At 72.3% G+C, this 24,348-nt stretch carries 20 protein-coding genes; 9 read left to right on the top strand and 11 right to left on the bottom strand.

The window, feature by feature from the left end; genetic code table 11:
• Positions 1 to 60 precede the first annotated feature (60 nt).
• The 9 genes from ACGFR7_RS00405 to ACGFR7_RS00365 all read right to left on the bottom strand — a co-directional run bounded on the left by ACGFR7_RS00405 (position 61) and on the right by ACGFR7_RS00365 (position 12,733).
• On the bottom strand, positions 61 to 1,182 hold the full coding sequence (locus ACGFR7_RS00405; protein WP_393311371.1) for an NADH:flavin oxidoreductase: 1,122 nt from the start codon (positions 1,180 to 1,182) through the stop codon (positions 61 to 63).
• 189 nt (positions 1,183 to 1,371) lie between these two features.
• A complete protein-coding gene (locus ACGFR7_RS00400; protein WP_393311369.1) occupies positions 1,372 to 2,058 on the bottom strand; it encodes a DUF5825 family protein in 687 nt (228 codons plus the stop codon).
• Positions 2,059 to 2,123: 65 nt separating this feature from the next.
• A complete protein-coding gene (locus tag ACGFR7_RS00395; protein WP_393311367.1) occupies positions 2,124 to 4,052 on the bottom strand; it encodes a RiPP maturation radical SAM C-methyltransferase in 1,929 nt (642 codons plus the stop codon).
• A gap of 267 nt (positions 4,053 to 4,319) precedes the next feature.
• Complete coding sequence (locus tag ACGFR7_RS00390; RefSeq protein WP_393311365.1) at positions 4,320 to 6,167, bottom strand: S9 family peptidase; 1,848 nt, start codon at positions 6,165 to 6,167, stop codon at positions 4,320 to 4,322.
• Positions 6,164 to 7,435: an MFS transporter gene (locus ACGFR7_RS00385; protein WP_393311363.1), complete on the bottom strand. Its 1,272-nt coding sequence runs from the start codon at positions 7,433 to 7,435 to the stop codon at positions 6,164 to 6,166. The genes ACGFR7_RS00390 and ACGFR7_RS00385 overlap by 4 nt, the downstream gene beginning before the upstream one ends.
• A gap of 868 nt (positions 7,436 to 8,303) precedes the next feature.
• A complete protein-coding gene (locus ACGFR7_RS00380; protein WP_393311361.1) occupies positions 8,304 to 10,532 on the bottom strand; it encodes a molybdopterin cofactor-binding domain-containing protein in 2,229 nt (742 codons plus the stop codon).
• A 9-nt stretch (positions 10,533 to 10,541) separates the two neighbouring features.
• The gene (locus ACGFR7_RS00375; protein ID WP_393311359.1) at positions 10,542 to 11,525 is read right to left on the bottom strand and encodes an FAD binding domain-containing protein; all 984 of its coding nucleotides are present in this window, start codon (positions 11,523 to 11,525) and stop codon (positions 10,542 to 10,544) included.
• Complete coding sequence (locus tag ACGFR7_RS00370; RefSeq protein ID WP_393311357.1) at positions 11,522 to 12,091, bottom strand: 2Fe-2S iron-sulfur cluster-binding protein; 570 nt, start codon at positions 12,089 to 12,091, stop codon at positions 11,522 to 11,524. Before ACGFR7_RS00370 ends, ACGFR7_RS00375 begins: the two co-directional genes overlap by 4 nt.
• 156 nt (positions 12,092 to 12,247) lie before the next feature.
• A complete protein-coding gene (locus ACGFR7_RS00365; protein WP_393311355.1) occupies positions 12,248 to 12,733 on the bottom strand; it encodes a DUF1877 family protein in 486 nt (161 codons plus the stop codon).
• A gap of 518 nt (positions 12,734 to 13,251) precedes the next feature.
• Between ACGFR7_RS00365 and ACGFR7_RS00360 the strand changes: the two genes are divergently transcribed.
• Positions 13,252 to 13,875: a TetR/AcrR family transcriptional regulator gene (locus ACGFR7_RS00360; RefSeq protein WP_393311353.1), complete on the top strand. Its 624-nt coding sequence runs from the start codon at positions 13,252 to 13,254 to the stop codon at positions 13,873 to 13,875.
• Positions 13,876 to 13,885: 10 nt separating this feature from the next.
• Here the strand turns inward: ACGFR7_RS00360 and ACGFR7_RS00355 are convergent, their stop codons facing one another.
• Complete coding sequence (locus ACGFR7_RS00355) at positions 13,886 to 15,058, bottom strand: DUF6214 family protein (RefSeq protein ID WP_393311351.1); 1,173 nt, start codon at positions 15,056 to 15,058, stop codon at positions 13,886 to 13,888.
• 193 nt (positions 15,059 to 15,251) lie between these two features.
• On the opposite strand from ACGFR7_RS00355, the gene ACGFR7_RS00350 reads away from it, so the two are divergent.
• Positions 15,252 to 16,634, top strand: coding sequence for an FAD-dependent oxidoreductase (locus tag ACGFR7_RS00350; RefSeq protein ID WP_393311349.1), 1,383 nt, complete (start codon positions 15,252 to 15,254; stop codon positions 16,632 to 16,634).
• Between the two features lie 156 nt (positions 16,635 to 16,790).
• Here the strand turns inward: ACGFR7_RS00350 and ACGFR7_RS00345 are convergent, their stop codons facing one another.
• Positions 16,791 to 17,162 (bottom strand): ArsR/SmtB family transcription factor, encoded by a 372-nt coding sequence (locus ACGFR7_RS00345; RefSeq protein ID WP_393311347.1) that lies wholly within the window; start codon positions 17,160 to 17,162, stop codon positions 16,791 to 16,793.
• Positions 17,163 to 17,340: 178 nt separating this feature from the next.
• On the opposite strand from ACGFR7_RS00345, the gene ACGFR7_RS00340 reads away from it, so the two are divergent.
• From ACGFR7_RS00340 to ACGFR7_RS00310, 7 genes are all read left to right on the top strand, one after another.
• A complete protein-coding gene (locus ACGFR7_RS00340) occupies positions 17,341 to 18,444 on the top strand; it encodes an NADH:flavin oxidoreductase/NADH oxidase (protein WP_393311345.1) in 1,104 nt (367 codons plus the stop codon).
• 146 nt (positions 18,445 to 18,590) lie between these two features.
• Positions 18,591 to 19,676 (top strand): WD40/YVTN/BNR-like repeat-containing protein, encoded by a 1,086-nt coding sequence (locus tag ACGFR7_RS00335; RefSeq protein ID WP_393311343.1) that lies wholly within the window; start codon positions 18,591 to 18,593, stop codon positions 19,674 to 19,676.
• Between the two features lie 79 nt (positions 19,677 to 19,755).
• Positions 19,756 to 20,433, top strand: a complete 678-nt coding sequence (locus ACGFR7_RS00330; protein ID WP_393311341.1) for a uracil-DNA glycosylase — start codon at positions 19,756 to 19,758, stop codon at positions 20,431 to 20,433.
• Positions 20,434 to 20,456: 23 nt separating this feature from the next.
• Positions 20,457 to 21,518 (top strand): phospholipid scramblase-related protein, encoded by a 1,062-nt coding sequence (locus tag ACGFR7_RS00325; RefSeq protein ID WP_393311339.1) that lies wholly within the window; start codon positions 20,457 to 20,459, stop codon positions 21,516 to 21,518.
• Positions 21,511 to 22,548, top strand: a complete 1,038-nt coding sequence (locus ACGFR7_RS00320; protein ID WP_393311337.1) for an N-acetylglucosamine kinase — start codon at positions 21,511 to 21,513, stop codon at positions 22,546 to 22,548. Before ACGFR7_RS00325 ends, ACGFR7_RS00320 begins: the two co-directional genes overlap by 8 nt.
• Positions 22,549 to 22,641: 93 nt before the next feature.
• Positions 22,642 to 23,595, top strand: coding sequence for a sirohydrochlorin chelatase (locus tag ACGFR7_RS00315; protein ID WP_393311335.1), 954 nt, complete (start codon positions 22,642 to 22,644; stop codon positions 23,593 to 23,595).
• A 380-nt stretch (positions 23,596 to 23,975) separates the two neighbouring features.
• Positions 23,976 to 24,251 carry a DUF4440 domain-containing protein gene (locus ACGFR7_RS00310; RefSeq protein WP_393311333.1) on the top strand — a complete coding sequence of 92 codons (276 nt, stop codon included), beginning with the start codon at positions 23,976 to 23,978 and terminating at the stop codon, positions 24,249 to 24,251.
• The last annotated feature ends 97 nt before the right edge of the window (positions 24,252 to 24,348 follow it).

The following is a 24,348-nucleotide window of genomic DNA, read 5'->3' as shown; positions in this document are numbered from 1 at the left end:
CCTCTGCCTCTGCCTCTGCCTCTGCCGGTGGTGCCACCGCCCCCTGCGCACCGCGGCGCGTCAGCTCAGCGTCCGCAGCACCGAGGCCTGGAACGGCTGGAGTTCGCCGGTGCGGCCTTCGACGACCTTGGCCGCCCACTCCGGGTCACCGAGCAGGGCCCGTCCGATGGCCACGAGGTCGAACTCGTCACGCTCCATCCGGTCCAGCAGCCGGTCGATACCGGTGACGCCCGCCTGTTCGCCCCGGAACGTTTCGGTGAACTCGTTGTCGAGACCGACGGAGCCGACGGTGACCGTCGGCTTGCCGGAGAGCTTCTTGACCCATCCGGCGAGGTTGAGGTCCGAGTCCTCGTACTCCGGCAGCCAGTAGCGGCGCGTCGAGCAGTGGAAGGCGCTGACCCCCGCGTCGCCGAGCGGCCCCACGACCGCCTGGAGCTCGTCCGGTGTCTCGGCGAGCCGTGCCTGATAGTTGCCCATCTTCCACTGGGACATCCGGAAGAGGACCGGGAAGTCCGGCGACACCGCCGCCCGGCAGGCCGCCACGATCTCGGCGGCGAAGCGCGTACGGGCACGGAGGCTGCCGCCGTACGCGTCGGTGCGCCGGTTGGTGGCGGACCACAGGAACTGGTCGATCAGGTAGCCGTGGGCACCGTGCAGCTCGACCCCGTCGAAGCCGAGGCGTTCGGCCGCTGCGGCCGCGTCGGCGAACGCCGCGATGACATCGTCGAGGTCCTGCCGGTCCATGGCGTGACCGGACGGGGTGCCGTCGAGGGCGATGCCGGACGGGCCGGAGGGCGGGGCGTCCGGGAACGGCGGCGCGCCTGCCGCGCGGGCCATGCCGACGTGCCACAGCTGCGGCATGATCGTCCCGCCCTCCGCATGCACCGCCCGGACGACGCGCTCCCAGCCGGCGAGGGCGTCCTCGCCGTGGAATCGGGGCACGGCGCCGCTGGTCCCGGCGGCCGCGTGATCGACGTAGGTGCCCTCGGTGATGATCAGCCCGGTCCCGCCGGCGGCCCGGCGCGCGTAGTAGTCCGCGACATCGGTACCCGGGACGCCGCCCGGCGAGAACTCGCGGGTCATCGGCGCCATGGCTATCCGGTTCGGCACGGTGAGGCCGCCCAGGGTGAAGGGGCGGGAGAGCACCCGGGCCGCCCGGGCGGCGGAATCGCTGGAATGCACGTGTGGGCTCCTAGGACGAGAGTGCGGTCGCGGAGCGCCGCGGACGGACGCTCCGCTGTGCGCAACACGCGGGAGCGGAGCCGTCATCCGCTTTCGGCTGTCGTCTGTGCCACAGTGCTCGCCGGCTTGCGCCGGCAGTGGCCGGCAGCGCTCGCCCGCTCCGGTCCGGGGGCCGCGCGCCCGGCCCCCTCAGATGGCCATCGCCTCCTGGATCCACCGGTTCACCCGGTACGGCAGCCACCACAGCAGCGGCCCGGTGCGCGAGACCAGGCGCTCCTCGAGGAAGTCCGCGGCGATCGCCTCGGGTACGGCCGACAGCGGTGCGCCGTAGGACAGTTGGCCGATCGCCTCCCGGTACGCGGGCTCGTCCGTGGTGAAGCGGCGCAGGTGGCCCCATCGGCGGTCGCGGATCTGGACGAAGCCGGGGCCCTGGCGCCACACGCACTTGCAGAGGTAGTGCTCGTCGCGCCACCGGGAGAGCGCCGCCGCCTCGTCGGCGGGCCCGCTGAGGGTCCGGGGCGGCTGGAGGTGGCAGAGCTCGCGCCAGCCGTCGTCGGGCTCGGCCGGCAGGCGCAGCCGCCACTGGACGAGCACGGCGCGTGCCGTCAGGTCACGGATCAGACAGAGCTGCCGGACCGCATGCGCGGCGGCGTCGGGGGCTGCGCCGGGGTCGTCGACGGTGGTCAGGTCGATCTCCTCGGCGAGCCGCACCCGTCGTACCCCCAGCTCCCACAGCCGGGCGGCGTGCTTCTCCGGCGGTCCGGCCAGGTCGAGTTCGCCCAGGCTCATACCCGGCAGGGTGCAGGCGTCCTCGTCGTAGTCCCGCCATGCGGCGAGCGTCAGTGCCCGGGGGGCAGGGGTGGTGGTGCAGGTCATGGATGTCTCCTCGTGGGCCGGGCGGCGACGGGGCTGTGACGACGGGCCCCAGGGGGTGTCTCCCGCTAGGCGTGGACGACGTCGCGGGGTGTGTCCGGCGTCTCGTGGCGGGCGGGCGCGGCGTGGCGGTGGCGCATGAAGTCCAGCCGCAGCAGGTCCTCGTTGACGGCCGCCGGCGCCAGGTGGACGTACTGCCCGCCGTCGGCGAAGACCAGCCCGAGCGTCACCCAGCGCTGGAGGAGGGTGTGCACGGCGGCCGCGTCGAGCGGCTGCCCGGGCAGCCGTGCGGCGAGCTTGCGGGTCAGTGCGGCGGGGGCGTGCGGCTGGTCGAGCAGCTTGAAGGCCGCGATCTCCGCGGGCTCGGTGAGCTCCATGGTTCCCCAGTCGAAGGCGCGTCTGCGGCTGACCAGCACGATGCGGTCACCGAGGTCGGTGTGGGTGAGCCTGCTGTCCACGTGGTGTTTGCGCCAGGCGCCCAGGGCGTCGTTGAGCAAGGTGACGGTGGGTTCCCCGATGCCGCGTTCGGGTGCCTCGAAGACATAGGCCAGGTCGTACAGTTCGGACTCGGGCAGGTCGTAGGTGAAGCGGTAGTGCTCCTCGGGCCGCAGACCGGTGAAGCCGAGTTCGGGGCGGTTGAAGTACGGGCTGAAGCGTTCGATGGCAATACGCGCGGAGAGGTCGACCGGCGGGTCGAGGTGTTCCAGGGCGGGCAGTTGGGCGATGACCGGCTCGTAGTCGGCGGCGCTCTCGCCGGGGAAGCCGTGGAGGTAGTTCCAGGAGACGGAGAGCCCGGTCTCGGCTCCGTCGCGGAGCATCCGGACGTTCTGGCAGCCGCTCACGCCCTTGTCCATCAGGTCGAGCACCCGGCTGTTGAGGCTTTCGATGCCCGGCTGGACGTAGATCATCCCGGCGTCGGCGAGCGTGCGCAGCTGGGTCCGGCGCATATTGGCCTTGATCTCGATGTGCAGGCGCAGGTCGTAGCCGCTGTCGATGATGCGGGGCAGGACGGTGTTGAGGTAGCCCATGTCGAGGATGTTGTCGACGACGTACATGTCCAGCACGCGGTGGCGGCGTGCCAGGTCCATGATCTCTTCGTAGAAGGTCTCCGGGCTCTTGCTGCGGAACTGCATGAAGGAGCCGTTGAGGCCGCAGAAGGTGCAGTGGTGCTTCTCCCCCCACCAGCAGCCGCGGGCCCCTTCGACGACGAGCTTGGGTTCCACCCAGTTGCGGGCGACGGAGGACGCCAGCCGCTCGAAGTAGCCGCTGTAGTCGGGCGGCAGGATGGTGGCGGGAGGCAGCGGACTGGTGCTCATCGGGTTGGCGGTGCTGGTGCCGTCGGGGCTCCGGTGGCACAGTCCGGGGACGGCGGACAGGTCGCCGCCTTCGTCGAGGGCGGTGAGCAGCTGGGGGAAAACGGCTTCGCCCTCGCCGCGGACCACGAAGTCCAGGAAGGGGAAGTTGCGGTGGCCGGCCGCGCCCTGTTCGGCGTCGCAGTTGGCGCCGCCCATGACGGTTTTGATGTGCGGGGCGAGGCGTTTGACGTACTTGGCGGCGGCGAGCGCGGCGGTGTTCTGCTGGAAGGTGGAGGTGAAGCCGACGACGTCGGGGCCGGCCGCGACGATCCGCTCGGCGGTCTCCTGGACGAACTCCGGTACCACGCGGTGCAGTTCGTGGGACATCCGCAGCCGTTCCTCCCGCAGCTTGCCGCGCATCGAGGCGCGGAACTTCGGTACCCGCCACTCGGGGTCGTCGTAGAGGGCGGAGGAGAACACCCAGTCGCCGCATCCCATGAAGTAGGAGGAGAGCGCATAGAACTGGTAGTCGTCCGCGGTGAACTCGGTGCGCCGGGTGATCCAGTCGGTGAACTCCAGGTTGGCGTGCAGGACATCGGCATGGCCACAGGTGCGTTCGTCGACGCTGCGTCGGAGGATTCCGAGTGCGAGGGACGGGAGGTCGATCGGTGACCAGGGCATATTGACCAGCAGGACGCGCATGTCGGCTCCTCGTAGGCGGCGGGGTGGAAGGGGAGGCGGCCGGCGGCCGGGCGGTGACGTGCGGCGGTCCGGCCGGCCCGGTGGTGCACCGGGCCGGCCGGGGAGGGTCAGTCCTCCTCGGTGTCCTCGGCGTTACGGAACGGGACGGTCACCGTGATGCCGATGCCGGGCTTGCGGTTCTCCTCGTCACCCGCGAGCGGGTCGTTGTGGATGATGTCCTTCTGCATGGCTGTGTCTCCTGTTCTGCCGGTATGGCGGGAACGGTTCTCACATGTCCGGGGGCGCGGGACGGACCGGTGCTCCCGAAGACCCCGTCCGCTGCGGGACGGGGGGTGCGGTGGGCCGCGGGGTGCGGCGCAGATGCCGGCCGAGGAAGCCCATGGCGTGCCGCAGGGCGGCCACATGGTGCGCGCCGGTGTAACCGTCGTGGCCGGTGTCCAGCCACCGGGACTCGTGCGCGACACCCGCCTGGTGCAGCGCGGTCAGGTAGCTGTGGACCTGGCCGGGCGGGCATTTGGCGTCGCGGGTGGCGGCGATCACCAGCAGCGGGGCGCGGACCTCGGCCGCGTAGTGGACGGGCGAGCTGCGCGCGTAGCGTCCTGGCACGGCGTCGGGGGTACCGCCGAACAGCCGCTCGTCCAGGGCACGCAGGGCGGGGGTGCCGGTGCGGTGGGCCGCGGCGCAGTCGGCGACCGGTTTGACGGCGACGCCCGCCTGCCAGAGGTCCGGCCGGGTGCCGAGCGCGAGCAGGGTCAGGTAACCGCCCCAGGAGGTGCCCCACAGGCCGATCGCGTCCTCGCGGGCCAGGCCGCGGCGGAGCAGGTCGGCCCGGACCGCGACGAGGTCGGCGACCTGGGTGAGCCCCACCCCCTCGCCGTACGCGGCGCGCCAGGCAGGCCCGTAGCCGGTGGAGCCGCGGTAGTTGACCCGCGCGACCGCGAACCCGGAGGCGATCAGCGAGTGCACCTGTGGGTCGTAGGCGTCGCGGTCGTGGTCGGCGGGTCCGCCGTGCACCAGGAACACCAGCGGGGGCCGCGGGCCGCGGGTCGGTTCCGGTTCGCCGAGCAGCGTGTGCACGGGGCCGCCTTGGCCGGGGGTCCACAGGTCACGGTGCCGGCCGGGTGCGGGGGCCGGCAGGGCGGGGAGCGCCGGCAGCGGGGTGCCGGCGGTGGAGACCGTCCGCGGCGGGGTGGCCGTATCGGTCCAGAGGTAGTGCACGTCATCGCCCGGGTGCGGGACGGCGTCGAGCAGGGTGCCGGGCGGCGAGGGCACCGGGGTCAGGGTGCGCCGGTCGAGGTCGGCGGTGGTGAGGGCGGAGCGGCCGTGGCGGTCGTGGCGGATGAGGACCCGTCGCCCCTCGGGGTACCAGCGTGCGGTGATCTCGGTGTCGAAGCGGCACCAGCGGTGCGGCCGCGGTCCGGCGCCGGGCCGCCAACTGGCAAGGTGATAGCCGTCGTTGTCTTCCTGGACCAGCAGGAGTTCGGTGGTGGCGGGGGACGGCGCGAAGCCGAGCGCCCACAGCCGTCCGCGCCGTCCGGAGAGCTGGTCGAGGACCGCCCCGGAGCAGGTCACGAGGGTGACCGCGCGGTCGGATCCGGCCGCCCCCGACAGCGCCAGCAGCCCGCCCGACGGCGAGATGCCGGTCAGCAGCGCGGGGCCGTCGACGGTGCACACCGGCCGGGCCGGGCCGCCCGGTGTGCCGAGGTGGACGGTCATCCCGCGGTCGTCCCCGAGGCCGACGGCCACGGTGCCGGCGTCGCTGAGGGCGAGGCCGCACGGGAGTCCCGGGCGCAGGCCGGTCAGACCGGGGTGCCGCGGTCCGCCCTCGAAGTCCTGGAAATACCAGAGCCCGAGGCCGCTGCGGTCCTCGGTGAACCACCACACCCGGGCGTCCGCGTCGAGGGCGCAGTGCACCGTGCCGTCCGGGCTGTCGGTGACCTGGCGGGCGGTGCCGGTGGCGGCGTTCCAGGTGAAGATCTCGCAGCGGCCGTCGGCGTCCGCGGCCAGGGCCATCCGTGCCGGGTCGCGCGGGCAGACCTCGGGGAGCGCCGGCCGGTAGACCCGGAAGCCGGTGCCGGGCGGTGGTACGGCGGTACCGGTCGCGGTCGCGGTCATACGGTCTTCTCCTTCGTCCCGCGGAGGAAGCTCGGTGCCATGCGGGTCGCGTACAGCGCGAGCACGGCCAGCAGCACCGCACAGCCCATGAGGGTGGCTCCGGCTCCGGCGCGGCCGGCCGACAGCCCGGCGAGGGCCGGGGCCAGGGCCGCTGCCGCGCCCGACGCGGTGGCCAGCACGGTGCCGGTGCGGGCCTGCAGTCCGGGCGGTGTGATCTGGAGGATCCGGGCCTGCAGCGCCACGGCGGCGGTCGGCGTCAGGAAGCAGAGGAGTCCGAGGAGCAGTCCGAACTGCCAGGCGTCACGGGCCACCGCCAGGGCCGCGGCGGGCGGCACCATCAACCAGGACACCACCACCAGCACCGTCGCCGCCGCGTGCCGGCCGGCCAGTCGCGGTGCGGCCAGCGCACCGGCCAGGCCGGCCGCCCCGGTCAGGGCGAGGACCAGGCCCAGCGGAGCCGCGCTGCCGCCGTGGTCCTGGAGGGCGAAGACCGTCGTGTAATACAGCGCGACGAGCAGGGCGTTGACGGCCGATATCCAGACGAGCGCCAGCCGCAGGACGGGCTCCCGGCGCAGCAGCGCCACCCCTGCCCCGGCTTCGGCGAGCAGGGCCCGCCGGGTCCGGCACGACGTACCGCCCGGCGGCCGCTGTTCCGGCCGCGGGGACAGACCGGAGCGCATGGCGCGGATGCCGCCCGCCGCGACGACGTACGACAGGGCATCCACGAGGAACGGCAGCCAGGCGCCGGCGGCGAAGAGCAGCCCGCCCAGTGCGGGCCCGACGACGAGGGCTCCCCGCTCCCCCGCCTGTAATCGGGACAGCACCCGCCGGTGCTCCTCGGGGGGACACACCAGCGCCACGGTGCCCGGCGACGCCGCCTCGTAGCAGGCGGTGGCGCACCGCTCGACGAGCACGGCGGCAAGGAGAACGGCCGGCGGGACGGGGCCCGCGGCGACCGCGACGGTGACACCGGTCATCGCCGCGGCGGACACCAGCGCGGCGCCCACCATCACCCGCTTACGGGCCCCGCGGTCGGCGGGTACGGCGGCGAGCGGGCCGAGGACCAGCGTGGCGACCGCAAAGAGCCCGGCGAGGGCGCCGACCTCGGCGGGGGAACGGCCGAGCCGCAACAGCAGCAACGGCAGAACGAACCCGGACACCTGACTGCCGAGGGCGTCGCAGGTGCCCGCCCACCAGAACAGCCGGACGTCGCGGCGGGCGTGCGGCAGGGGGACGGCGGGCGCCGGCACCGGAGCGGGGTGCGTCATCAGAAACGGCCCGCGTCCGGTCTCGCGGCGCCGCGGGCAACACAGCGCGTCCCCGTCCGCTCCGGGGCGTTCCCCGGACCGATTGCCGACGGGCCGATTGCCGACGGACGGATGACCGAGAGACCGATTGCCGAGGGCCGCATCGCCGACGGACCGATTGCTGCCGGACGGTGTTCCGTCGCACCCCGGAAGAACGCCGGCGGTAAGCCGTGCGGTGAGTCGTCCGCGCGCGGGGTCGCTGCTCGCCGTTCCATGCGAAGCCACCTCACGTTCGTGGGCAGATCGTGAAGATTGCCACACCAATAGGTCAACTTGCGGAGGAAATGTGCCAGAAGCGTGCTGGAGCTTAACCAGCCAGTGACGCAGGCCACAAGGTGTCGGGCAGTGAGCCTTTTCCGGCCTCGGCGTGAGCGGGTCAGGTGGAGGGGCGGACGGCCTGAACGAGTGGGGTCAAGCCGATCACCGGCCCATTGGCGACGGAGCTCGGCCTCCCGCCGGACCTGCGCTCCCTGACCCGGAGACAGCGCCGACTTCCCCGAGGACCGGAGCACCGGGCAGCTGGTCTGCACTTTCGCCCGTGCCGAAGTCCTCCTCCGCGGCACCCCGCCCGGGCAAGCTCCAGGTGACCCGCGCCGGCCGGGTCGGGCGCGCCGGGCCCTACCAGTGCCAGCAGTTCCTCTCGCGCTGATCTCCCGCGCTGCGTCCTCTCGCGCTGATCTCCCGCGCTGCGTCCTCTCGCGCTGATCTCCCGCGCTGCGTCCTCTCGCGCTGATCCTCCCGCGCTGCGTCCTCTGGCGCCTGCCCTCTCGCGCTGCCCCCCGGGCCGGGCTCTGCCCGGTGGGCCAGGACGGCATGGTCCGTCACAGGTTCAGCACTCAAGGGGTGGCAGCCCCGGCAGCACCTTCTCGATCGTGATGGGGAACTCACGCACGCGCGTCCCGGTGGCGTTGAACACCGCGTTCGCGACCGCCGCGCCGGATCCGCAGATGCCCAGCTCACCTATGCCCTTGGCGCCCAGGACGTTGGCCTTGTCGTCGTATCCGTCGAGGATGACGACCTCGACATCGGGGATGTCGGCATGGACCGGGACCAGGTACTGCGCGAGATCCCGGTTGACGAAGGCGCCGGATCGCAGATCGACCACGGCTTCTTCCTCAAGAGCCGCACCGGCCCCCCAGATCATGCCGCCGATCAGCTGCGAGCGGGCCGTCTTCGGGTTGAGCACCCGCCCCACCGAGAACACGCCCAGCATCCGCCGCAGACGGATCTCGGCGGTGTCCGCGTCGACCCCCACTTCGGCGAAGTGGGCGCCGTAGGTGTGGATCGAGTAGGCCGAGTAGTTCGGGTCGTCGCCCATGAAGAGGGTCGTGCCCTCCGCCTCCGCACCGTCGGGATGGTGCCGGGCGACGATCTCGCCCATCGCCTGGGACGCGTCGCCGATGCGCACGGTGCCGTCGGAGAACACCGCGTCGGCCGGGTCCAGGCCGTACAGCGCAGAGCCCTCATCACCGCGTGCCGCGACCAGCAGCTTCTCCCGCAGGGCCACGCACGCCCGGTGCACCGCGGTGCACGAGTTGGCGGCGCCCCACGAGCCGCCGGAGCCCCAGCTGGAGGGCAGCTCGGAGCGCCCGAGCTCGATCCGCACCCGGTCGGGCGGCAGCCCCAGCCCCTCGGCGGCGACCTGGGTCAGGATGGTGTAGGTGCCTGTACCGATATCGGTCATGTCCGACTGGACGACGGCGGTGCCGTCCGCCTCCAGTCTCACCCGCGCCGCTGTCGGCCCTTGGAAATGCCCGCGGATGGCGGCCGACATGCCGTAGCCGACCAGCCACCTTCCCTCCCGCACACTCGCAGGGGTGGCGGGGCGGCGCTCCCAGCCGAACCGGCGCGCGCCGTCGCGCAGGCAGTCGACCAGGTGCCGGTCGCTGTAGGGCACGTCCCGCTCGGGATCGACGGTGGGCTCGTTGCGGATCCGCAGCTCGACCGGGTCCATCCCGAGCGCGTCGGCCAGTTCGTCCATCGCCGACTCCACCGCCAGCAGGCCCGGCGCCTCGCCCGGCGCGCGCACGTCCGACCCGCGCGGCAGATCGAGCGGCGTGAGCCGGTGGCTGGTCAGCCGGTGGGGCGCGGCGTAGAGGCTGCGGGTCGTGGCGGCGGTCTGCTCGGCAAATTCCAGGTCCGGGTTGGTGTGCATGGTGACGTCATGGGCGAGCGCGGCCAGCCGCCCGTCGCGCCCCGCGCCCAACCGGACCCGCTGGCTCGATGTGGGGCGCAGGCCGACGAGCTGGAAGACCTGCTGCCGGGTGAGCGCGACCTTGACGGGTTGGCGCAGCTCGCGGGCGGCGAGCGCGGCCAGGATGGTCTCGGAGTGGATGCCCAGCTTGGAGCCGAATCCCCCGCCGACGAAGGGGCTGACGATATGGATCCGCGCGGGGTCCATCCGCAGCGTGCCGGCGACCGAGGACTGCGCCGCGTCGACGATCTGGCAGCTGACGTAGACGACCAGGTCCTCGCCACGCGGTTCCACCAGACACGCGTGGGGTTCCATCGGCATCGAGAACTCGTACGGCGTGGTGTAGTACTGATCGACTCGCACCGCGGCGGCATCGAATCCGGCATCGAAATCGCCCACCGACGTGTCGGTGGGGAGCCCGGCGTTGACCACCTTCGGGATGTACGTCTCATCGTCGTCGGCAGAGAAGTCGAACCGTCCCCGCCCGACCGCGTACTCCACATCGATGAGATCGGCCGCCGCTCGGGCCTGCTCGAAGGTCTCGGCGACGACGAGTGCCACCGGCTCGCCGTAATAGTGAATCTCCGGGCCGGTCAGCACCGGCTGGGCGCGCCAGTATTCCAAGGCGATGGACTCGTCACGCGGGCCTTGCACCGGGGCGTTGTGGTACGTCATCACCATGCGGACGCCGTCCGCGCATTCGGCGTCCTCGGTGTCGATCCGGGTGATGCGGCCTTTGCCGATCGTCGCGCCGGCGATGACCCCGTACAGCGGCCGGCCGGCCTCCCAGTGCTCGTAGGCGTAGGGAGCCCGGCCGGAGACCTTCAACGGGCCGTCAACGCGGTTCAGGCCTTGCCCGATCATCTCGCCTCCTCAGCTCGACCGGGCCGCTTGCGCCAGCGTGCGGCACAGCGTGCGCCGGGCCAGTTCGATCTTGAAGTCGTTGTCCCCCTGCCCCACGGCGTCACGCATGGCGGCCTCGGCGGCGGCGCGATAGGTGGCCATCGTGGCGGGGCGGCCGGCCAGTTCGGCCTCCGCTTCGAGGGACCGCCACGGCTTGTGCGCCACTCCGCCGAGCGCCACCCGCGCCTCGCTGATCGTTCCCTGCTCGGCCGAGACGACAGCCGCCACGGAGACCAGCGCGAACTCGTAGGACGCCCGGTCACGCACCTTGCGGTAGAGCTGCCGGCCCGGCAGGGGCGGGGGCAGGGTCACCCCCGTGATCATCTCGTCGGGCCGCAGCACGGTCTCGATGTGCGGCGTATCGCCCGGCAGCCGGTAGAAGTCCGTGATGGCGACGCGGCGCACCGACCCGTCGGCGTCGAGCAGTTCGATCTCCGCCTCCAGCGCGGTCATCGCGACGGCCATGTCCGAGGGATGGGTGGCGATGCAGGACTCACTGACGCCGAGGACCGCGTGGATCCGGTTGAAACCGCCGATGGCCGAGCAGCCGGATCCGGGGTTCCGCTTGTTGCAGCCCGCGGCCGTGTCGTAGAAGTAGGGGCAGCGGGTGCGCTGCAACAGGTTCCCACCGGTGGACGCCTTGTTCCGCAACTGCCCCGAGGCGCCGGACACCAGCGCCTGCGACAGCACCGGATAGCGGGTACGCACCCGGGTATCGGCGGCCACGACGGAATTCACCGCCTGGGCACCGATGCGCAGTCCGCCGTCCGGCAGCTCCTCGATGTCCCGCAACGGAAGCCGGCTGATGTCGACCAGATGGCTGGGGTGCTCGATGCCGAGCTTCATCAGGTCGAGCAGATTGGTGCCGCCGCTGATGAACTTCGCGCCGGTTCTGGACACCGCCGCGACGGCGGCCTGTGCGTCCGTCGCCCGCTCGTAGGTGAAGGACCTCATTCCGGGCCTCCCGCCGCGATGCCGCGGATGGCCGCGACGATGTTCGGATAGGCGGCGCACCGGCAGATGTTGCCGCTCATCCGCTCGCGGATCTCCTCATCGCTCAAGGCGATCCGCGACGCGGCCACCTCGGCGGTGGCGTGGCTGGGCCACCCCGCCTCCACCTCGGCGAGCATGCCGACCGCCGAACAGATCTGGCCGGGTGTGCAGTAGCCGCACTGGAAGCCGTCACACTCGACGAAGGCGCGTTGCATGGGGTGCAGGCCACCGGGATCGCCCAGGCCCTCGATCGTCACCACCTCGTCGTCCTCGTGCATGACGGCGAGCGTCAGACAGGAGTTGACCCGCCGGCCGTTGATCAGCACCGTGCAGGCGCCGCACTGCCCGTGGTCACACCCCTTCTTGGTGCCGCTCAGGCGCAGATGTTCGCGCAGCGCGTCGAGCAGCGAGGTCCGCGGATCCACCTCGAGCCGCCGCACCTGATCGTTGACCCTCAATGTGATCGCCGACAGCGGGGCCTTCTCGCCCTGGCTCCGCCCCGTGGCGCTTCTCTCTGCCTCGCTCATCACAGCCCGCCCTCCTCGACCGGGTGCGGTGTCACGCTGGATCACGCTGGAAATGCATCACCACTGTCGGGCGCGCTCCCCTGATCACCAGGGTCTCGCACAAACATGACCGCCGCACCGCGAGGCTTTCCACGGCGCCCGCCCTGCAGACAGGCCCTAGAAACTGAAGCTCATGAACGCCCCGTATCCGCCCTCGGCCGCCGCGGCGAAGAAGTCGACGAGCTCTTCGTAGGAGCGCTGAAGCCAGTCCAGCTCTCCTTCGGCATCGAGCCGCCACGTATGGGGGTACACCTTCTCCCTCGTCATCCGCTCCGGGGCGTAGTGGGCCGCCAGCCGCTCCCACGGGGTCGCCCGCAGCTGCCGGGCCACGCTCGCGATCTGCTCCGCGGACCACCCGAACAGGGTGCCGTCCTCCAGGATCTGGGACCCGTCCATCAAGAACTCCAGCTCGATGTCCGTCTCGTCGAACAGGTACTGAAGGCCGGCCCACGCCTTGTCCGGACCGCCGTGGGGACGATCCGCCGCCGGGAAGTCTTCGTCGGCATACAGCTCGTAGACGTAGGAACCGGCCCAACTCGGATCCTTCTCCGCCCTGTCCAGCTCCTCCGTCGTCGCGCCGATGAACCCCACACTCACGCCCATGACAGGCCATCCCCCTTGGTGTATCGCCTTGGTGTACCGCCGTGCTGTATCGCTTGACCAGCCCTTGGCTCGAACGGCGAAGGCGAGTGTTCCACGCGGCTCTGACAATCGGACTGCGCCCTGCGGCGAGCCGCGCTGAGGCGTGTCCGGTGAGCGGTTCGCGGCTCTGCGGTGTGCCCCGAGCGGCGCCGAGGCGTGTTCGCCACGTGACACTGCGGCACGGGCCGGCGGATCGCATGGCGCTCTGACACGCCATCAGAAAGGCTGTCAAAACACCGGCAAGAGTACGATCAGAGGCGACCGGCGATGGCCGAACCCGCCTCCCGATGCAAGCCGGGGGCGGCCTCTTGACCCGGGAAACGCAGGTCGCGAGACCGCCCCCGGCCCCACCGTCACCCGGTTCGGGCGATCCCCCGCGTCGCCCGAACCGGGCAGCTCGACCGGGTTCCGTTCACGGACGAAACCCTCCATTATACGAAGTATATTGGCCCTGAGCCAGTCAACGCAGGAGTTACAGGATGTCCCCCCGCAGCGCATCGGTCAATGAAGAATTGCGGCGGCGATCCCGCGAGCGGCTGCTGCAGGCGACCGTCGAGCTGGTGGGAGAGCGCGGCTTCGAGGCCACGACGCTCGGGGACATCGCCCATCGGGCGGGGGTCGCGCGAGGGCTGGTGTCGTACTACTTCCCCGGCAAACGTCAGCTCCTCCAGTCCGCCGTCCACCGGCTGATGCATCTCACGCTGCGGGCGGCACTGGAGCGCGCGCCACGGCCCAGCGGGCCGGAGGCGGGGCGGGAGCTGCTGGCGCGAGCCATCGACGCGATGCTGGGCCTTGCGCATGATCGCCCGTTGCTGATGCGGACGCATATGGCGGGAATCCTGACGGCCGACGGATTCATCCAGTGCGCCGAGCAGCAACGACTGGCCCAGTTGCTGCGCGAGACGGTCGCGGCGTACGGCTCCTCGGACCCCGATGCCGACTATCCGCTGTTGCGGGCGCTGCTGATGGGTGCGGTGGTGGCGATGCTGCTGCCGGGAGCATCGATGCCGCGCGTGCGACTGCGCGCCGAGTTGTTCCAACGGTACGGGCTGGAATGGGAGTTGGGCGCGCCACACGCCGACGATGAGGTGCAGGCGCCATGAGCTTCGCGGGTCAGCGCTTGTTGTGACGTGGCGTCAGGAGCCCTTCGTCACGGGCACCGGCGATCAGACGTAGCGATCTTCGACGACTGCGGCCGGTGGCAAGCATGACGGCCAGCACCGGATCGTTCCCCTCCCGCTGAGCCTGGCGGTACGCGTCCGCGGCGAGCCTGCGACGCTCACCGGCCCGCGACCGGGCAAGGACGGCGGAAAGCGCACGCTCGGAGGACGGGGCCGCGGCGGGCGGCCCGGAGGGCGCCGACGGGTCGGACGACGTCGCCGCCTCGGACACCGACGCCTCAGCCATCGATGACTCGGACACCGGCACCTCGGCCGGTTCTGACGGTTCTGACGGTTCTGGCGTCGTCGACGCTTCCGACGGTGCCGATGGTGCCGATGGCTCCGGGGGTGCCGATGACGCGGAGACCGGGGCGGCCGCCGACGTAACGGACGCAGCGGACAGGGCAGACGGGGCGGACGGCGCGGACGGCGCGGGTGCGGCAGGCGAGGCGGAAGAGGCGGAGGGCGGTCCGGCAGAGGGCTCGTGGGACGGTCCGGCCGATGCCGATGGCTCGGCGGCCCGTCCGGCACCCTTCGGCCCAGGTTCCGTCGCCGGCTCGCCCCCCGGCACCGGACCGGCCGTCGGCTCGGTTGCCGGCTCGGCCGCCGGTCCGGTCGCCTGCTCGGCTTCCAGGCCCCGCAACGGCGCGGACCGCGGCCCGGTCCGCGGTCCGGCCTGCGGTCCGGCCTGCAGCCCCGTCCGGGGCCCGGCGGCGTGCGGCCTGGCGTCCGGCTCCACCGAGCCGGCCGCCGAGCTGTTTACCGGGCCGGGCTGCCGGGGTGCGGGCCGGGTCCTGTGCGGCCGCCCGGTGGCGGCCCGGAAGGCGTCGTCCAGCGGGCCTTCGATCCAGCGGGCCAGGTCGGTCAGGCCGGCGAGCGTCAGCGGCGGGTCGGCCCGTACGTCCTCGACGGTGATGTGGTCGTCGGAGACCGTCACGAGGACATCGACCCGGGCGCCGTCGGCGAACGTCAGCCGGGCGCTGCACCAGGGGCCCAGCGGATCGAGCCGGGGCAGCGGGCACCCGGCGCCCTGGGAGCCGGAGGGATCATCCGGGGTGGCGGGGTCGGGGACGAGAGCGGGCGCGGCCGAGCCGTGCGCCCGCAGCTCCCACGTGGGCCACTCCAATGGCGCGCCCTGGGCTTCATATCGGTGATTAACGGTATAAAAGTCACTTTCCGACACATTGAAAACCTAGCCCCCCGCTCACCCGGCCCAGTAGCGCGGCACGCTCATCCCACCGGGAGCAACCCCGATAGCGCATCTCCCGCCGCGCGTCCGCCGGTGCGATCCTGGGGGTATCCCGCGGAAGGGGCCACTCGTGCTTCGTGTCGCAGTGATCGGTTCTGGACCCAGCGGCGTCTACACCGCCCAGTCCCTGATCGAGCAGGAGACCGTACCGGACATCGAGGTGTACGTCCTGGACCGGCTGCCCTGCCCGTACGGTCTGGTGCGCTACGGCGTCGCGCCGGACCACGAGAAGATCAAGTCGCTGCAGAACAATCTGCGCACGGTGCTGGAGCACCCCAGGGTGCGCTTCCTGGGGAACGTCGAGGTGGGAGCGCCGGGGCTGGGCGTCGAGGAACTGCGTGAGATCTTCGATGCGGTGGTCTTCTGCGTGGGCGCCGCCACCGACCGGCATCTGGGCATCCCCGGTGAGGAGCTGCCAGGCAGCCATCCGGCGACCGAGTTCGTCGCCTGGTACAGCGCGCACCCGGATGCGGCCGCCGTCCGCTTCACCCTCGCGGCGCGGTCCGCCCTGGTGATCGGTGTGGGGAATGTGGCGGTGGACGTGGCGCGGATGCTGTCCCGTGGCGCCGCCGAGCTTGCCGCCACGGATATGCCGCAGGGCCCGCTGGGCGCGCTGGCGGACAGCCGCGTCCAGGATGTCTGGATGGTCGGCCGACGCGGCCCCTCCCAGGCCAAGTTCACCACCAAGGAGCTCCGGGAACTGGGTTCCCTTCCGGATACGGAGGTGCGCGTACGGCCCGAGGAGCTGGCGCTGGATCCGGCGTACCGGGATCCGGGCGGACTGCCTGCGGTGGGGCGGCGGAACATCGAGGTGCTGCGCGGCTGGGCGGAGCGGCCGACGGCCCCGGCAGGCCCGGACACGGGGGCCACCGGATCGGGGCGCCGTATTCATCTGCGGTTCTTCCTGCGGCCCGTAGAAGTGCTCGGGGATGCCTCCGGGGTGCGCGCGGTCCGGTTCGAGCGGACGGCACCCGACGGGCACGGCGGAGTGACCGGGACCGGCGAATTCGAGGACATCGAGGGGCAGTTGGTGCTGCGTTCGGTCGGCTACCGGGGGACGCCGATGCCCGGCCTGCCGTTCGACGAGACGACCGGGACGGTGCCGCACCAGGCGGGGCGGGTGCTGCGGGACGGGGCGCCACTGCCCGGTGCGTACGTGGCGGGCTGGATCAAGCGGGGCCCCACGGGGGTGATCGGCACGAACCGGCCGTGCGCCAAGGAGACCGCGCAGTCGCTGCTGGCCGATGCCCCCGCGCTGGCGGTGCGCGAGGCGGCCGAGGACCCGGTGGCCGCGCTGATCCGGGCGGGGCAGCGGCCGGTCCCGTGGCCGGGCTGGCTGGCCATCGAGGCCGCCGAGGCGGAGTGGGGCCGCGGGCTGGGGCGTGGCACCGTCAAACTTCCGGACTGGGCCGGACTGTTGGAGGCGGCGGGGTCGGCGGATCCGGCCCGCTGAACCCGCGGGCGGGCGGGGCGCCGGGCTCCGGGCCGCCTGACCCCTGCCGACCGGGCACCGGTCCGCCGGGCACCGGTCCGCCGGGCACCAGGCCGCCGGGCACCAGGCCGCCGGGCCGCCGGTCCGGAGTGGCCCCGGTGCTCCCGGCAGTCCCCGCTACTCCTCCCCGAGGCGGCCGGCCTGCAGCTCCGCCGCCCGGAGCACGCCGTCGATCAGGCCGGGGAAGAGCGCTTCCAGATCGGCCCGGCGCAGCCCGTTCATCTTGGCCGTGCCGCGGTAGAGCTGCTGGATGACGCCGTGCTCGCGCAGCACCCTGAAGTGGTGGGTGCAGGTCGACTTGCTGACCGGGAGTTCGATGTCCGCGCAGTTCAGCTCACCCTCGGCGGCCGCCAGCGCGCAGACGATCCGCAGTCGCACCGGGTCGGCGAGCGCATGCAGGACATCGGCCAGCCGGATGTCCGCGCGGGCCGGGTGCTCCAGCGACCGGGAGCCCGACGGAGCCCGCGTGGAGGTCGATTCGGTCGGCATGACGGCTCCTGACTCATTCTGCGGGGCTCGGCCCGCGCGGCTCGGTGTGGCCTGGCGCGCCGCCCGTCCGCTCATTGTACGAGAAGCATCGTAGTTTGACATCCACCGTAGTACGACGCCTATCGTATGAGTGCGGGGCCGGCCGGCACCCGTTCGCCTCCAGGTACAGGAGCCCGCCGTGAGCGCACTCTTCGAGCCCATCACCCTTCGCGCGCTGACCGTTCCGAACCGCCTCTGGATGGCACCCATGTGCCAGTACTCCGCGGCTCCCGAGGGCCCGGCGGAAGGGGCACCCGGCGACTGGCACTTCCAGCACCTGGCCGCGCGGGCGGCGGGCGGCACCGGCCTCATCCTCACGGAGGCCACCGCGGTGAGCCCCGAGGGGCGCATCAGCCCCTACGACCTCGGCCTGTGGAACGACACCCAGACCGAGGCCTTCCGGCGCATCACCGGCTTCCTCAAGGACCAGGGCACCACCCCTGGAATCCAGATCGCCCACGCAGGCCGCAAGGCGTCCACCGAGCGCACCTGGGTGGACCGTGGCGCGCCGATCCTCCCCGGTCAGCGGTACGGCTGGGAGCCGGTCGGGCCGAGCCCGGTGCCGTTCGGCGAGGGGTTCGCGGCACCCGCGGAGCTCGCCGTGGCGCAGATCGAAGAGATCGTCGCGCAGTTCCGGGCAACGGCCCTGCGGGCGCTGGCGGCCGGCTTCGAGGTGGCCGAGATCCACGGTGCGCACGGCTACTTGATCAACCAGTTCCTCTCGCCCTTCACCAACCGGCGCACCGACGCGTACGGCGGCTCGTACGAGAACCGGACGCGCTTGGCGCTGGAGGTCGTGGACGCCGTGCGGGAGGTCTGGCCCGACGAACTGCCGGTCTTCTTCCGGATCTCGGCGACCGACTGGCTCACCGAGGACGAGAGCGACGCCCGCGAGGGCTGGACGGCCGACGACACCGTGCGCTTCGCCCGCGAGCTGCACGAGCACGGCATCGACCTGCTGGACACCTCCACGGGCGGCAACGCGCCGGACGCGAAGATCAGCACGGGGCCCGGCTACCAGGTGCCGTTCGCCGAGCGGGTCAAGAAGGAGAGCGGTCTGGCGGTGGGCGCCGTCGGTCTGATCACCGAGGCGCGGCAGGCCGAGAAGATCATCGCCGACGGTCAGGCCGACGCCGTGCTGCTCGGCCGTGAGCTCCTGCGGTCCCCCAGCTTCGCGCAGCACGCGGCACGGGAACTGGGTGCCCACGTCGCCGTGCCGCAGCAGTACCACCGGGCGGTCTGAGGCCGCCAGGAGGGCGTGCGGCAGCCGTGGCGGGACCGGCAGCCGCACCGTCCGACCTGCGCGGATACCTTCCGGGACGCCATTGTCAGTGGCCGGGTGCAGACTTGCCCCTGTCTGAGACAACGGCGTCCCGGAGGTGTTCCGGCATGACTGACGTAGTACTCGCGGTGGGCACGCGCAAAGGGCTCTTCATCGGCCGTCGACGGCACGGCGACTGGGAAGTGAGCGGTCCGCATTTCTCCGCGCAGGCGGTGTACTCCCTCGCGATCGACACCCGCCGCCCCACGCCCCGGCTGCTGGCCGGGGCCGACAGCGCGCACTGGGGCCCCTCGGTGTTCCACTCCGACGACCTGGGTGAAAGCTGGCACGAGCCCTCCCGCCCCGCGGTCAAGTACCCGCAGTACACCGGGACTTCACTGGAGCGGGTGTGGCAGCTGCATCCGGCCGGCCCCGCCGCCCCCGAAGTGGTCTATGCGGGCACCGAGCCCGGCGGCCTGTTCCGCTCCGAGGACGGCGGCGAGACCTTCGAGCTGGTGCGGGCGCTGTGGGACCACCCCAGCCGGGAGAGATGGCAGCCGGGCGGCGGCGGGCTTGCCGTTCATACGGTGATCACGGACCCGCGGGACGCCGACGCGGTCACCGTCGCCGTTTCCGCCGCCGGGGTCTTCCGCACCCTCGACGGGGGCGCCAGCTGGGCCCCGTCCAACGACGGCGTGAAGGCGGTCTTCCTGCCGGACCAGCATCCCGAGTTCGGCCAGTGCGTCCACAAGATCGCGCAGGACCCGGTGGACCGCGACCGGCTGTACCTGCAGAACCACTGGGGTGTCTACCGCAGCGACGACGCGGGCGCGCGATGGACGGATATCGGCGGCGGGCTGCCCTCCGACTTCGGCTTCGCCGTGGCCGCCCATCCGCACAGGGGAGATATCGCCTACCTCTTCCCGATCACCGCCGATATCGACCGAGTACCGGCCGGGAACCGCTGCCGGGTCTACCGCACGGCCGATGCCGGTGACAGCTGGCAGGCGCTGAGCGAGGGACTGCCGGACGAGGACCACTACGGCACGGTTCTCAGAGACGCGCTCTCGGTCGATGACGCCGATCCCGCCGGGGTGTATTTCGGCAACCGCAACGGCGAGGTGTACGCCAGCGCGGACGACGGCGACAGCTGGCAGCAACTCGCTTCCCATCTGCCGGACGTGCTGTGCGTACGGGCGGCCGCGGTGGCCTGAGGAAAGCCGGGGGGGAAGGCAGCACGGGGTATTGGCCATCGGTTGATCGGGAGCGGGCCAGGGCCAGTAGGGTGAGCCCGTGGCTGCACGACCTCTCCAAGACATTGTCGAACCGGGCTGGGCCAAGGCACTTGAGCCCGTTGCCGGACGGATCGCCGCGATGGGCGACTTCCTGCGGGCCGAGATCGCCGCGGGGCGTAGCTATCTGCCGGCCGGGAACAATGTGCTGCGCGCTTTCCAACAGCCCTTCGACGAAGTGCGGGTACTCATCGTCGGACAGGACCCCTACCCCACACCGGGGCATGCGGTCGGGCTCAGTTTCTCCGTGGCGCCGGAGGTTCGTCCGCTGCCCGGCAGCCTGGAGAACATCTTCCGCGAGCTGCACTCCGACCTCGGGCTGCCCCGCCCGTCGAACGGCGATCTGACCCCGTGGACGCAGCAGGGCGTGCTCCTGCTGAACAGAGCACTGACGACTGCGCCCCGTAAGCCGGCCGCGCACCGCGGCAAGGGCTGGGAGGAAGTGACCGAGCAGGCCATCCGCGCACTGGTGGCGCGCGGACGTCCGCTGGTGTCGGTGCTGTGGGGGCGCGATGCGCGCAATCTCCGGCCGCTGCTGGGCGATCTGCCGGCCGTCGAGTCCGCGCATCCCTCCCCCATGTCCGCCGACCGCGGCTTCTTCGGCTCACGGCCCTTCAGCCGGGTCAACGACCTCCTGGTGCGGCAGGGCGCACAGCCCGTCGACTGGAGGCTGCCCTGACACCGGGCGATAGTGTGCCTGGCATGACGAATGCGAACATCCCTGCGGGCTGGTATGCCGATCCGCAGGGCACCCCCCACCAACTTCGCTGGTGGGACGGGTCCCAGTGGTCCGAGCACACCCACCCGGGACAACAGCCCGCGGCTCCCGACCGGGGCCAGGCACCACAGCCGGCCCCTGCGCAGGCCGCACCGCAACAGGCTCCCCAGCAGCAGGCAGCCCCGCAGCAGCAGATGCCGCAGCAGGCGCCGGGCCAGGCCCCGTACCCGGGTCAGCAGCACGGCGGCGCGCCGTACGGTCAGCAGGGGAACGGCTACCCCCAGCAGGCGCCCGGCCGGCAGACCCCCGGCCAGCCGATGCAGCAACCGATGCACCAGCCGATGCAGCAGCCGTACGGACAGCAGCCGATGCCGGGCGGGCACCCGGGCGCCGTGCAGCAGCAGGTGCAACAGCAGGCCGGGGTCGCACCCGGCGGACCGGGCGGCGGAAGCCTGTTCAGCGAGCCGGTGCTGGTGGTCAACCAGAAGGCCAAGCTGATCGAGGTCAGCAACGAGTACAGCGTCTTCGACCAGCACGGCAACACGATCGGTGCGGTCGTCCAGGTCGGCCAGAGCACGGCGAAGAAGGTGCTCCGCGTCGTCTCCAGCCTCGATCAGTACATGACCCACAAGCTGGAGATCCGGGACGCCTACGGCCAGCCGCAGCTGATCCTGACCCGCCCCGCGAAGATCCTCAAGTCCAAAGTGATCGTGCAGCGTCCGGACGGCTCACCGGTCGGCGAGATCGTGCAGCAGAACGCCATCGGGAAGATCAACTTCGCGATGATGGTCAACGGCCAGCAGATCGGCGCCATCAAGGCCGAGAACTGGCGCGCCTGGAACTTCGCCATCGTGGACCACGCCGACACCGAGGTCGCCCGGATCACCAAGACCTGGGAAGGCCTCGCCAAGACGATGTTCACGACGGCGGACAACTACGTCCTGCAGATCCACCACCAGCTGCCCGACCCGCTGCTGAGCCTGGTCGTCGCCACGGCCCTGACCGTCGACACCGCCCTCAAGCAGGACGCCCGCGGCTTTGGGTGAGCCCGCGGGCCGCACCCCGGGCGCCCTCGGGTCCGGCCCTTTCCCCGGGGTGCTCGGGATCGACTCGGGCGGATCGGGGCTGCGGGTCGCCGTCGCCCGCGCCGATGACCTCGATGCCAGGCCGCTGGCCTCTCGCGCCTGCGACGAGCCGGTGCGCACCGGCCCCGCCGGGATCGATGCGGAGCACCTGCTGTCCCAACTTCTGCCCGCCGCAGAGGAGTTGAGGCAGGAGACGGGCGCGCACGGGTTTGCCGCGGTGTGCGTGGGAGCGGCCGGTATGGCGACTCTCGGCGAGGATCTGCGCGCCCGGCTGCCGGGCGCGCTGGCCACCGCGTTCGGGGTGCACCACCTCGCCCTTGCCGCGGACGCCGTGACCGCGTACGCCGGCGCGCTGGGCCAGCGGCCCGGTGCCGTCGTCGCGGCGGGCACCGGCATGATCGCCCTGGGCACGGATCTGACCGCGGAGGGCGGCTGGCGCCGGGCGGACGGCTGGGGCCACCTGCTGGGCGACTGCGGCGGCGGCGCCTGGATCGGCCGCGCCGGGCTGGAGGCCGCGATGCGGGCGTACGACGGACGGACGGGCGGCTCGGCCGCCCTTTTGGCGCGGGCGGAATCGGTGTTCGGGCCGGTCTCCGGGTTGCCCGGCATGCTCTACCCGCGCCCCGACCGGCCTGCCGTACTGGCCTCGTTCGCCCCCGAGGTAGCCCACTGCGCAGCCGAGGACGACGCCGTGGCCCGCGGCATCATGCACGCCGCGGCGGGCCATATCGCCGATGCCGCCGCCGCGGTCTGCCCACCGGGGGACGGGATCGCGGTGGGCCGCACCGGCGGGCTGTTCGGCCTGGGCGAACCGCTGCTGGCTCCGCTGCGCGGGGCGCTGGCCGAGCGGCTGCCCCACGCACGTCCGGCGGCCGCGGGCGGCAGTCCGCTCGACGGGGCGCTGGCCATCGCCGCGGCACTGGCCGCGGACCGTCTGACACTGCCCGTCGATGCGCAGTTGTTGCAGATCACACGGCCTGCGCCGGGATAGCGGGCGTGACGCGCGGGATAAATCGGGACGGATACCTCTCCACCGAACCCTCCCTCCGCGCAGGGGTGGTCCGAACCGTTAGCATGCGGCGCCATGAGTTCCCCCACTGGGCCCGCACCTGGCTCGCCCGATTTTGACGCCGCACCCCCGAGCCCGGGAGCGGCACCCGGCCTGCCTGTACGAATGCCGCGACGGCAGTCCGGCCGCCACCGCAAGCCGGAACCGCTGGCCGCGCCCGAGGGCGCGCCCGCGCTGGTGCTGGCCGTGCCCGGCACCCCCTCTTCCGCCTCGCGCAGCCTGGCGGAAGAGGTCTCCAGCATCGCCCGCTCCGAGCTCCCGGGCCTCGACGCCCGGATCGGCTATGTCGACGGCGGCGACGACGAGTTCCCGTCCCTGGAGGCCGTGCTGGCGCAGGCCGCCAACGAGCACAAGGCCCGGGTGAGCGCCGACGGGCAGCCCGACCCCGGCCCCGCCGCCGTGGTGGTGCCGCTGCTGGCCGGACCGGACAGCGCCCTGCTGCGCCGGATACGCCAGGCCATGATGAACAGCGGCTCCGGTGCCGAGCTGACCGACGTGCTCGGCCCGCACCCGCTGCTGGCCGAGGCGCTGCACGTCCGGCTCTCCGAGGCCGGTCTGGCCCGTGCGGACCGCGCCCGGCTGTTCACCGTCGCCACGGCGGCGGACGGCATCATCCTCGCCACCGTCGGCGGCGAGGAGGCCGTGCAGGCCGCCGGGATCACCGGCATGCTGCTCTCCGCACGGCTCGCGGTGCCGGTCCTGGCCGCCGCCCTGGACGAGGAGGGCGCCATCTCCCGTACGGCCGAGCAGCTGCGCGAGTCCGGTTCGCAGCAGCTGGCACTGGCCCCGTACCTGATCGGCCCGGAGATCACCGACGGCCTTCTGGGGGCGGCCGCGGCGGAGGCGGGCTGCGCATCGGCCGAGGCGCTGGGCGCCTACGGCACGGTCGGCCGCCTGGCGCTGTCGAACTATGCGGCGGCGGTGGGCATCACCCTGCCGACGCAGGCACAGGGGGCACCGGTCCGCTAGGACTCTCCCCGGAGCGGACGCCGCTCCCGGAAGGGCCGTCTTCGCGCACCGCGCGGGGCGGCCCTTCGTCGCGTTCGGCCGCATTGCCCGGTCGCGCTGCCGGGTCGCGCTGCCCGGCTGCCGTGTCCGGGCGGAGGCGATACGTCCGATTCCGCTCCGAGCGGCGCAGTTGCCCGCCAGGAGGCCCGGGAAGCCGGTGGCCGAGTCGCAGGCGGGCCCAGGGGCGTACGTCCGCCAGATGCCCGCCCAGGGGGCTTGCCGTACGCCTGACGCGCCGACCGATGAGTCCGGAGGCACCGCGAGGTCTACCGTCCTGCGGAGGCCATTCGCCGGCTGCTCGCCCCTCGTGGCGTGAGCGGGCCGTCCACGGAAGGAAGTTCATGTCGAACGTCGACCTCGTCCGCGCCGCCTTCGGGGCCTATCTCACCCAGGACCGTGCCGCCATGGACCGGCTGCTCGCCGAGGATTTCGTCTTCACCAGCCCGCAGGACGACCACATCGGCAAGGCCGCATTCCTCGACGTCTGCTTTCCCACGGCGGACCGGCTGCGCTCGCAGGAGATTCTCGATGCCGTGGCCCCCTCGACGGCGAGCAGGTCTTCGTCCGCTACGAGTACGAGCTGCAGACGGGCGAGCGGCATCGCAACGTCGAGGTGATGACGGTGCGGGACGGCCGGCTCGCCGAGACCCAGGTGTACTTCGGCGGGCGCTTTCCGCAGGGGTGAGACGGCTACGCAGGAGTGAGACGGCTACC

It is taken from the genome of Streptomyces sp. NPDC048516 (assembly GCF_043199875.1).
In the GTDB taxonomy this organism is placed as follows: domain Bacteria; phylum Actinomycetota; class Actinomycetes; order Streptomycetales; family Streptomycetaceae; genus Streptomyces.
Note: the sequence above shows the minus strand (reverse complement) of the source record. Positions and strands in the feature narration are given on the sequence as shown.

Coding starts and splice junctions, on each gene's coding strand:
- ACGFR7_RS00385 (WP_393311363.1), bottom strand. CDS start 7,435: ATGACGCACCCCGCTCCGGTGCCGGCGCCCGCCGTCCCCCTGCCGCAC.
- ACGFR7_RS00325 (WP_393311339.1), top strand. CDS start 20,457: ATGACGAATGCGAACATCCCTGCGGGCTGGTATGCCGATCCGCAGGGC.
- ACGFR7_RS00395 (WP_393311367.1), bottom strand. CDS start 4,052: ATGCGCGTCCTGCTGGTCAATATGCCCTGGTCACCGATCGACCTCCCG.
- ACGFR7_RS00370 (WP_393311357.1), bottom strand. CDS start 12,091: ATGAGCGAGGCAGAGAGAAGCGCCACGGGGCGGAGCCAGGGCGAGAAG.
- ACGFR7_RS00345 (WP_393311347.1), bottom strand. CDS start 17,162: ATGCCGACCGAATCGACCTCCACGCGGGCTCCGTCGGGCTCCCGGTCG.
- ACGFR7_RS00380 (WP_393311361.1), bottom strand. CDS start 10,532: ATGATCGGGCAAGGCCTGAACCGCGTTGACGGCCCGTTGAAGGTCTCC.
- ACGFR7_RS00310 (WP_393311333.1), top strand. CDS start 23,976: ATGTCGAACGTCGACCTCGTCCGCGCCGCCTTCGGGGCCTATCTCACC.
- ACGFR7_RS00315 (WP_393311335.1), top strand. CDS start 22,642: ATGAGTTCCCCCACTGGGCCCGCACCTGGCTCGCCCGATTTTGACGCC.
- ACGFR7_RS00375 (WP_393311359.1), bottom strand. CDS start 11,525: ATGAGGTCCTTCACCTACGAGCGGGCGACGGACGCACAGGCCGCCGTC.
- ACGFR7_RS00400 (WP_393311369.1), bottom strand. CDS start 2,058: ATGACCTGCACCACCACCCCTGCCCCCCGGGCACTGACGCTCGCCGCA.
- ACGFR7_RS00365 (WP_393311355.1), bottom strand. CDS start 12,733: ATGGGCGTGAGTGTGGGGTTCATCGGCGCGACGACGGAGGAGCTGGAC.
- ACGFR7_RS00360 (WP_393311353.1), top strand. CDS start 13,252: ATGTCCCCCCGCAGCGCATCGGTCAATGAAGAATTGCGGCGGCGATCC.
- ACGFR7_RS00335 (WP_393311343.1), top strand. CDS start 18,591: ATGACTGACGTAGTACTCGCGGTGGGCACGCGCAAAGGGCTCTTCATC.
- ACGFR7_RS00390 (WP_393311365.1), bottom strand. CDS start 6,167: ATGACCGCGACCGCGACCGGTACCGCCGTACCACCGCCCGGCACCGGC.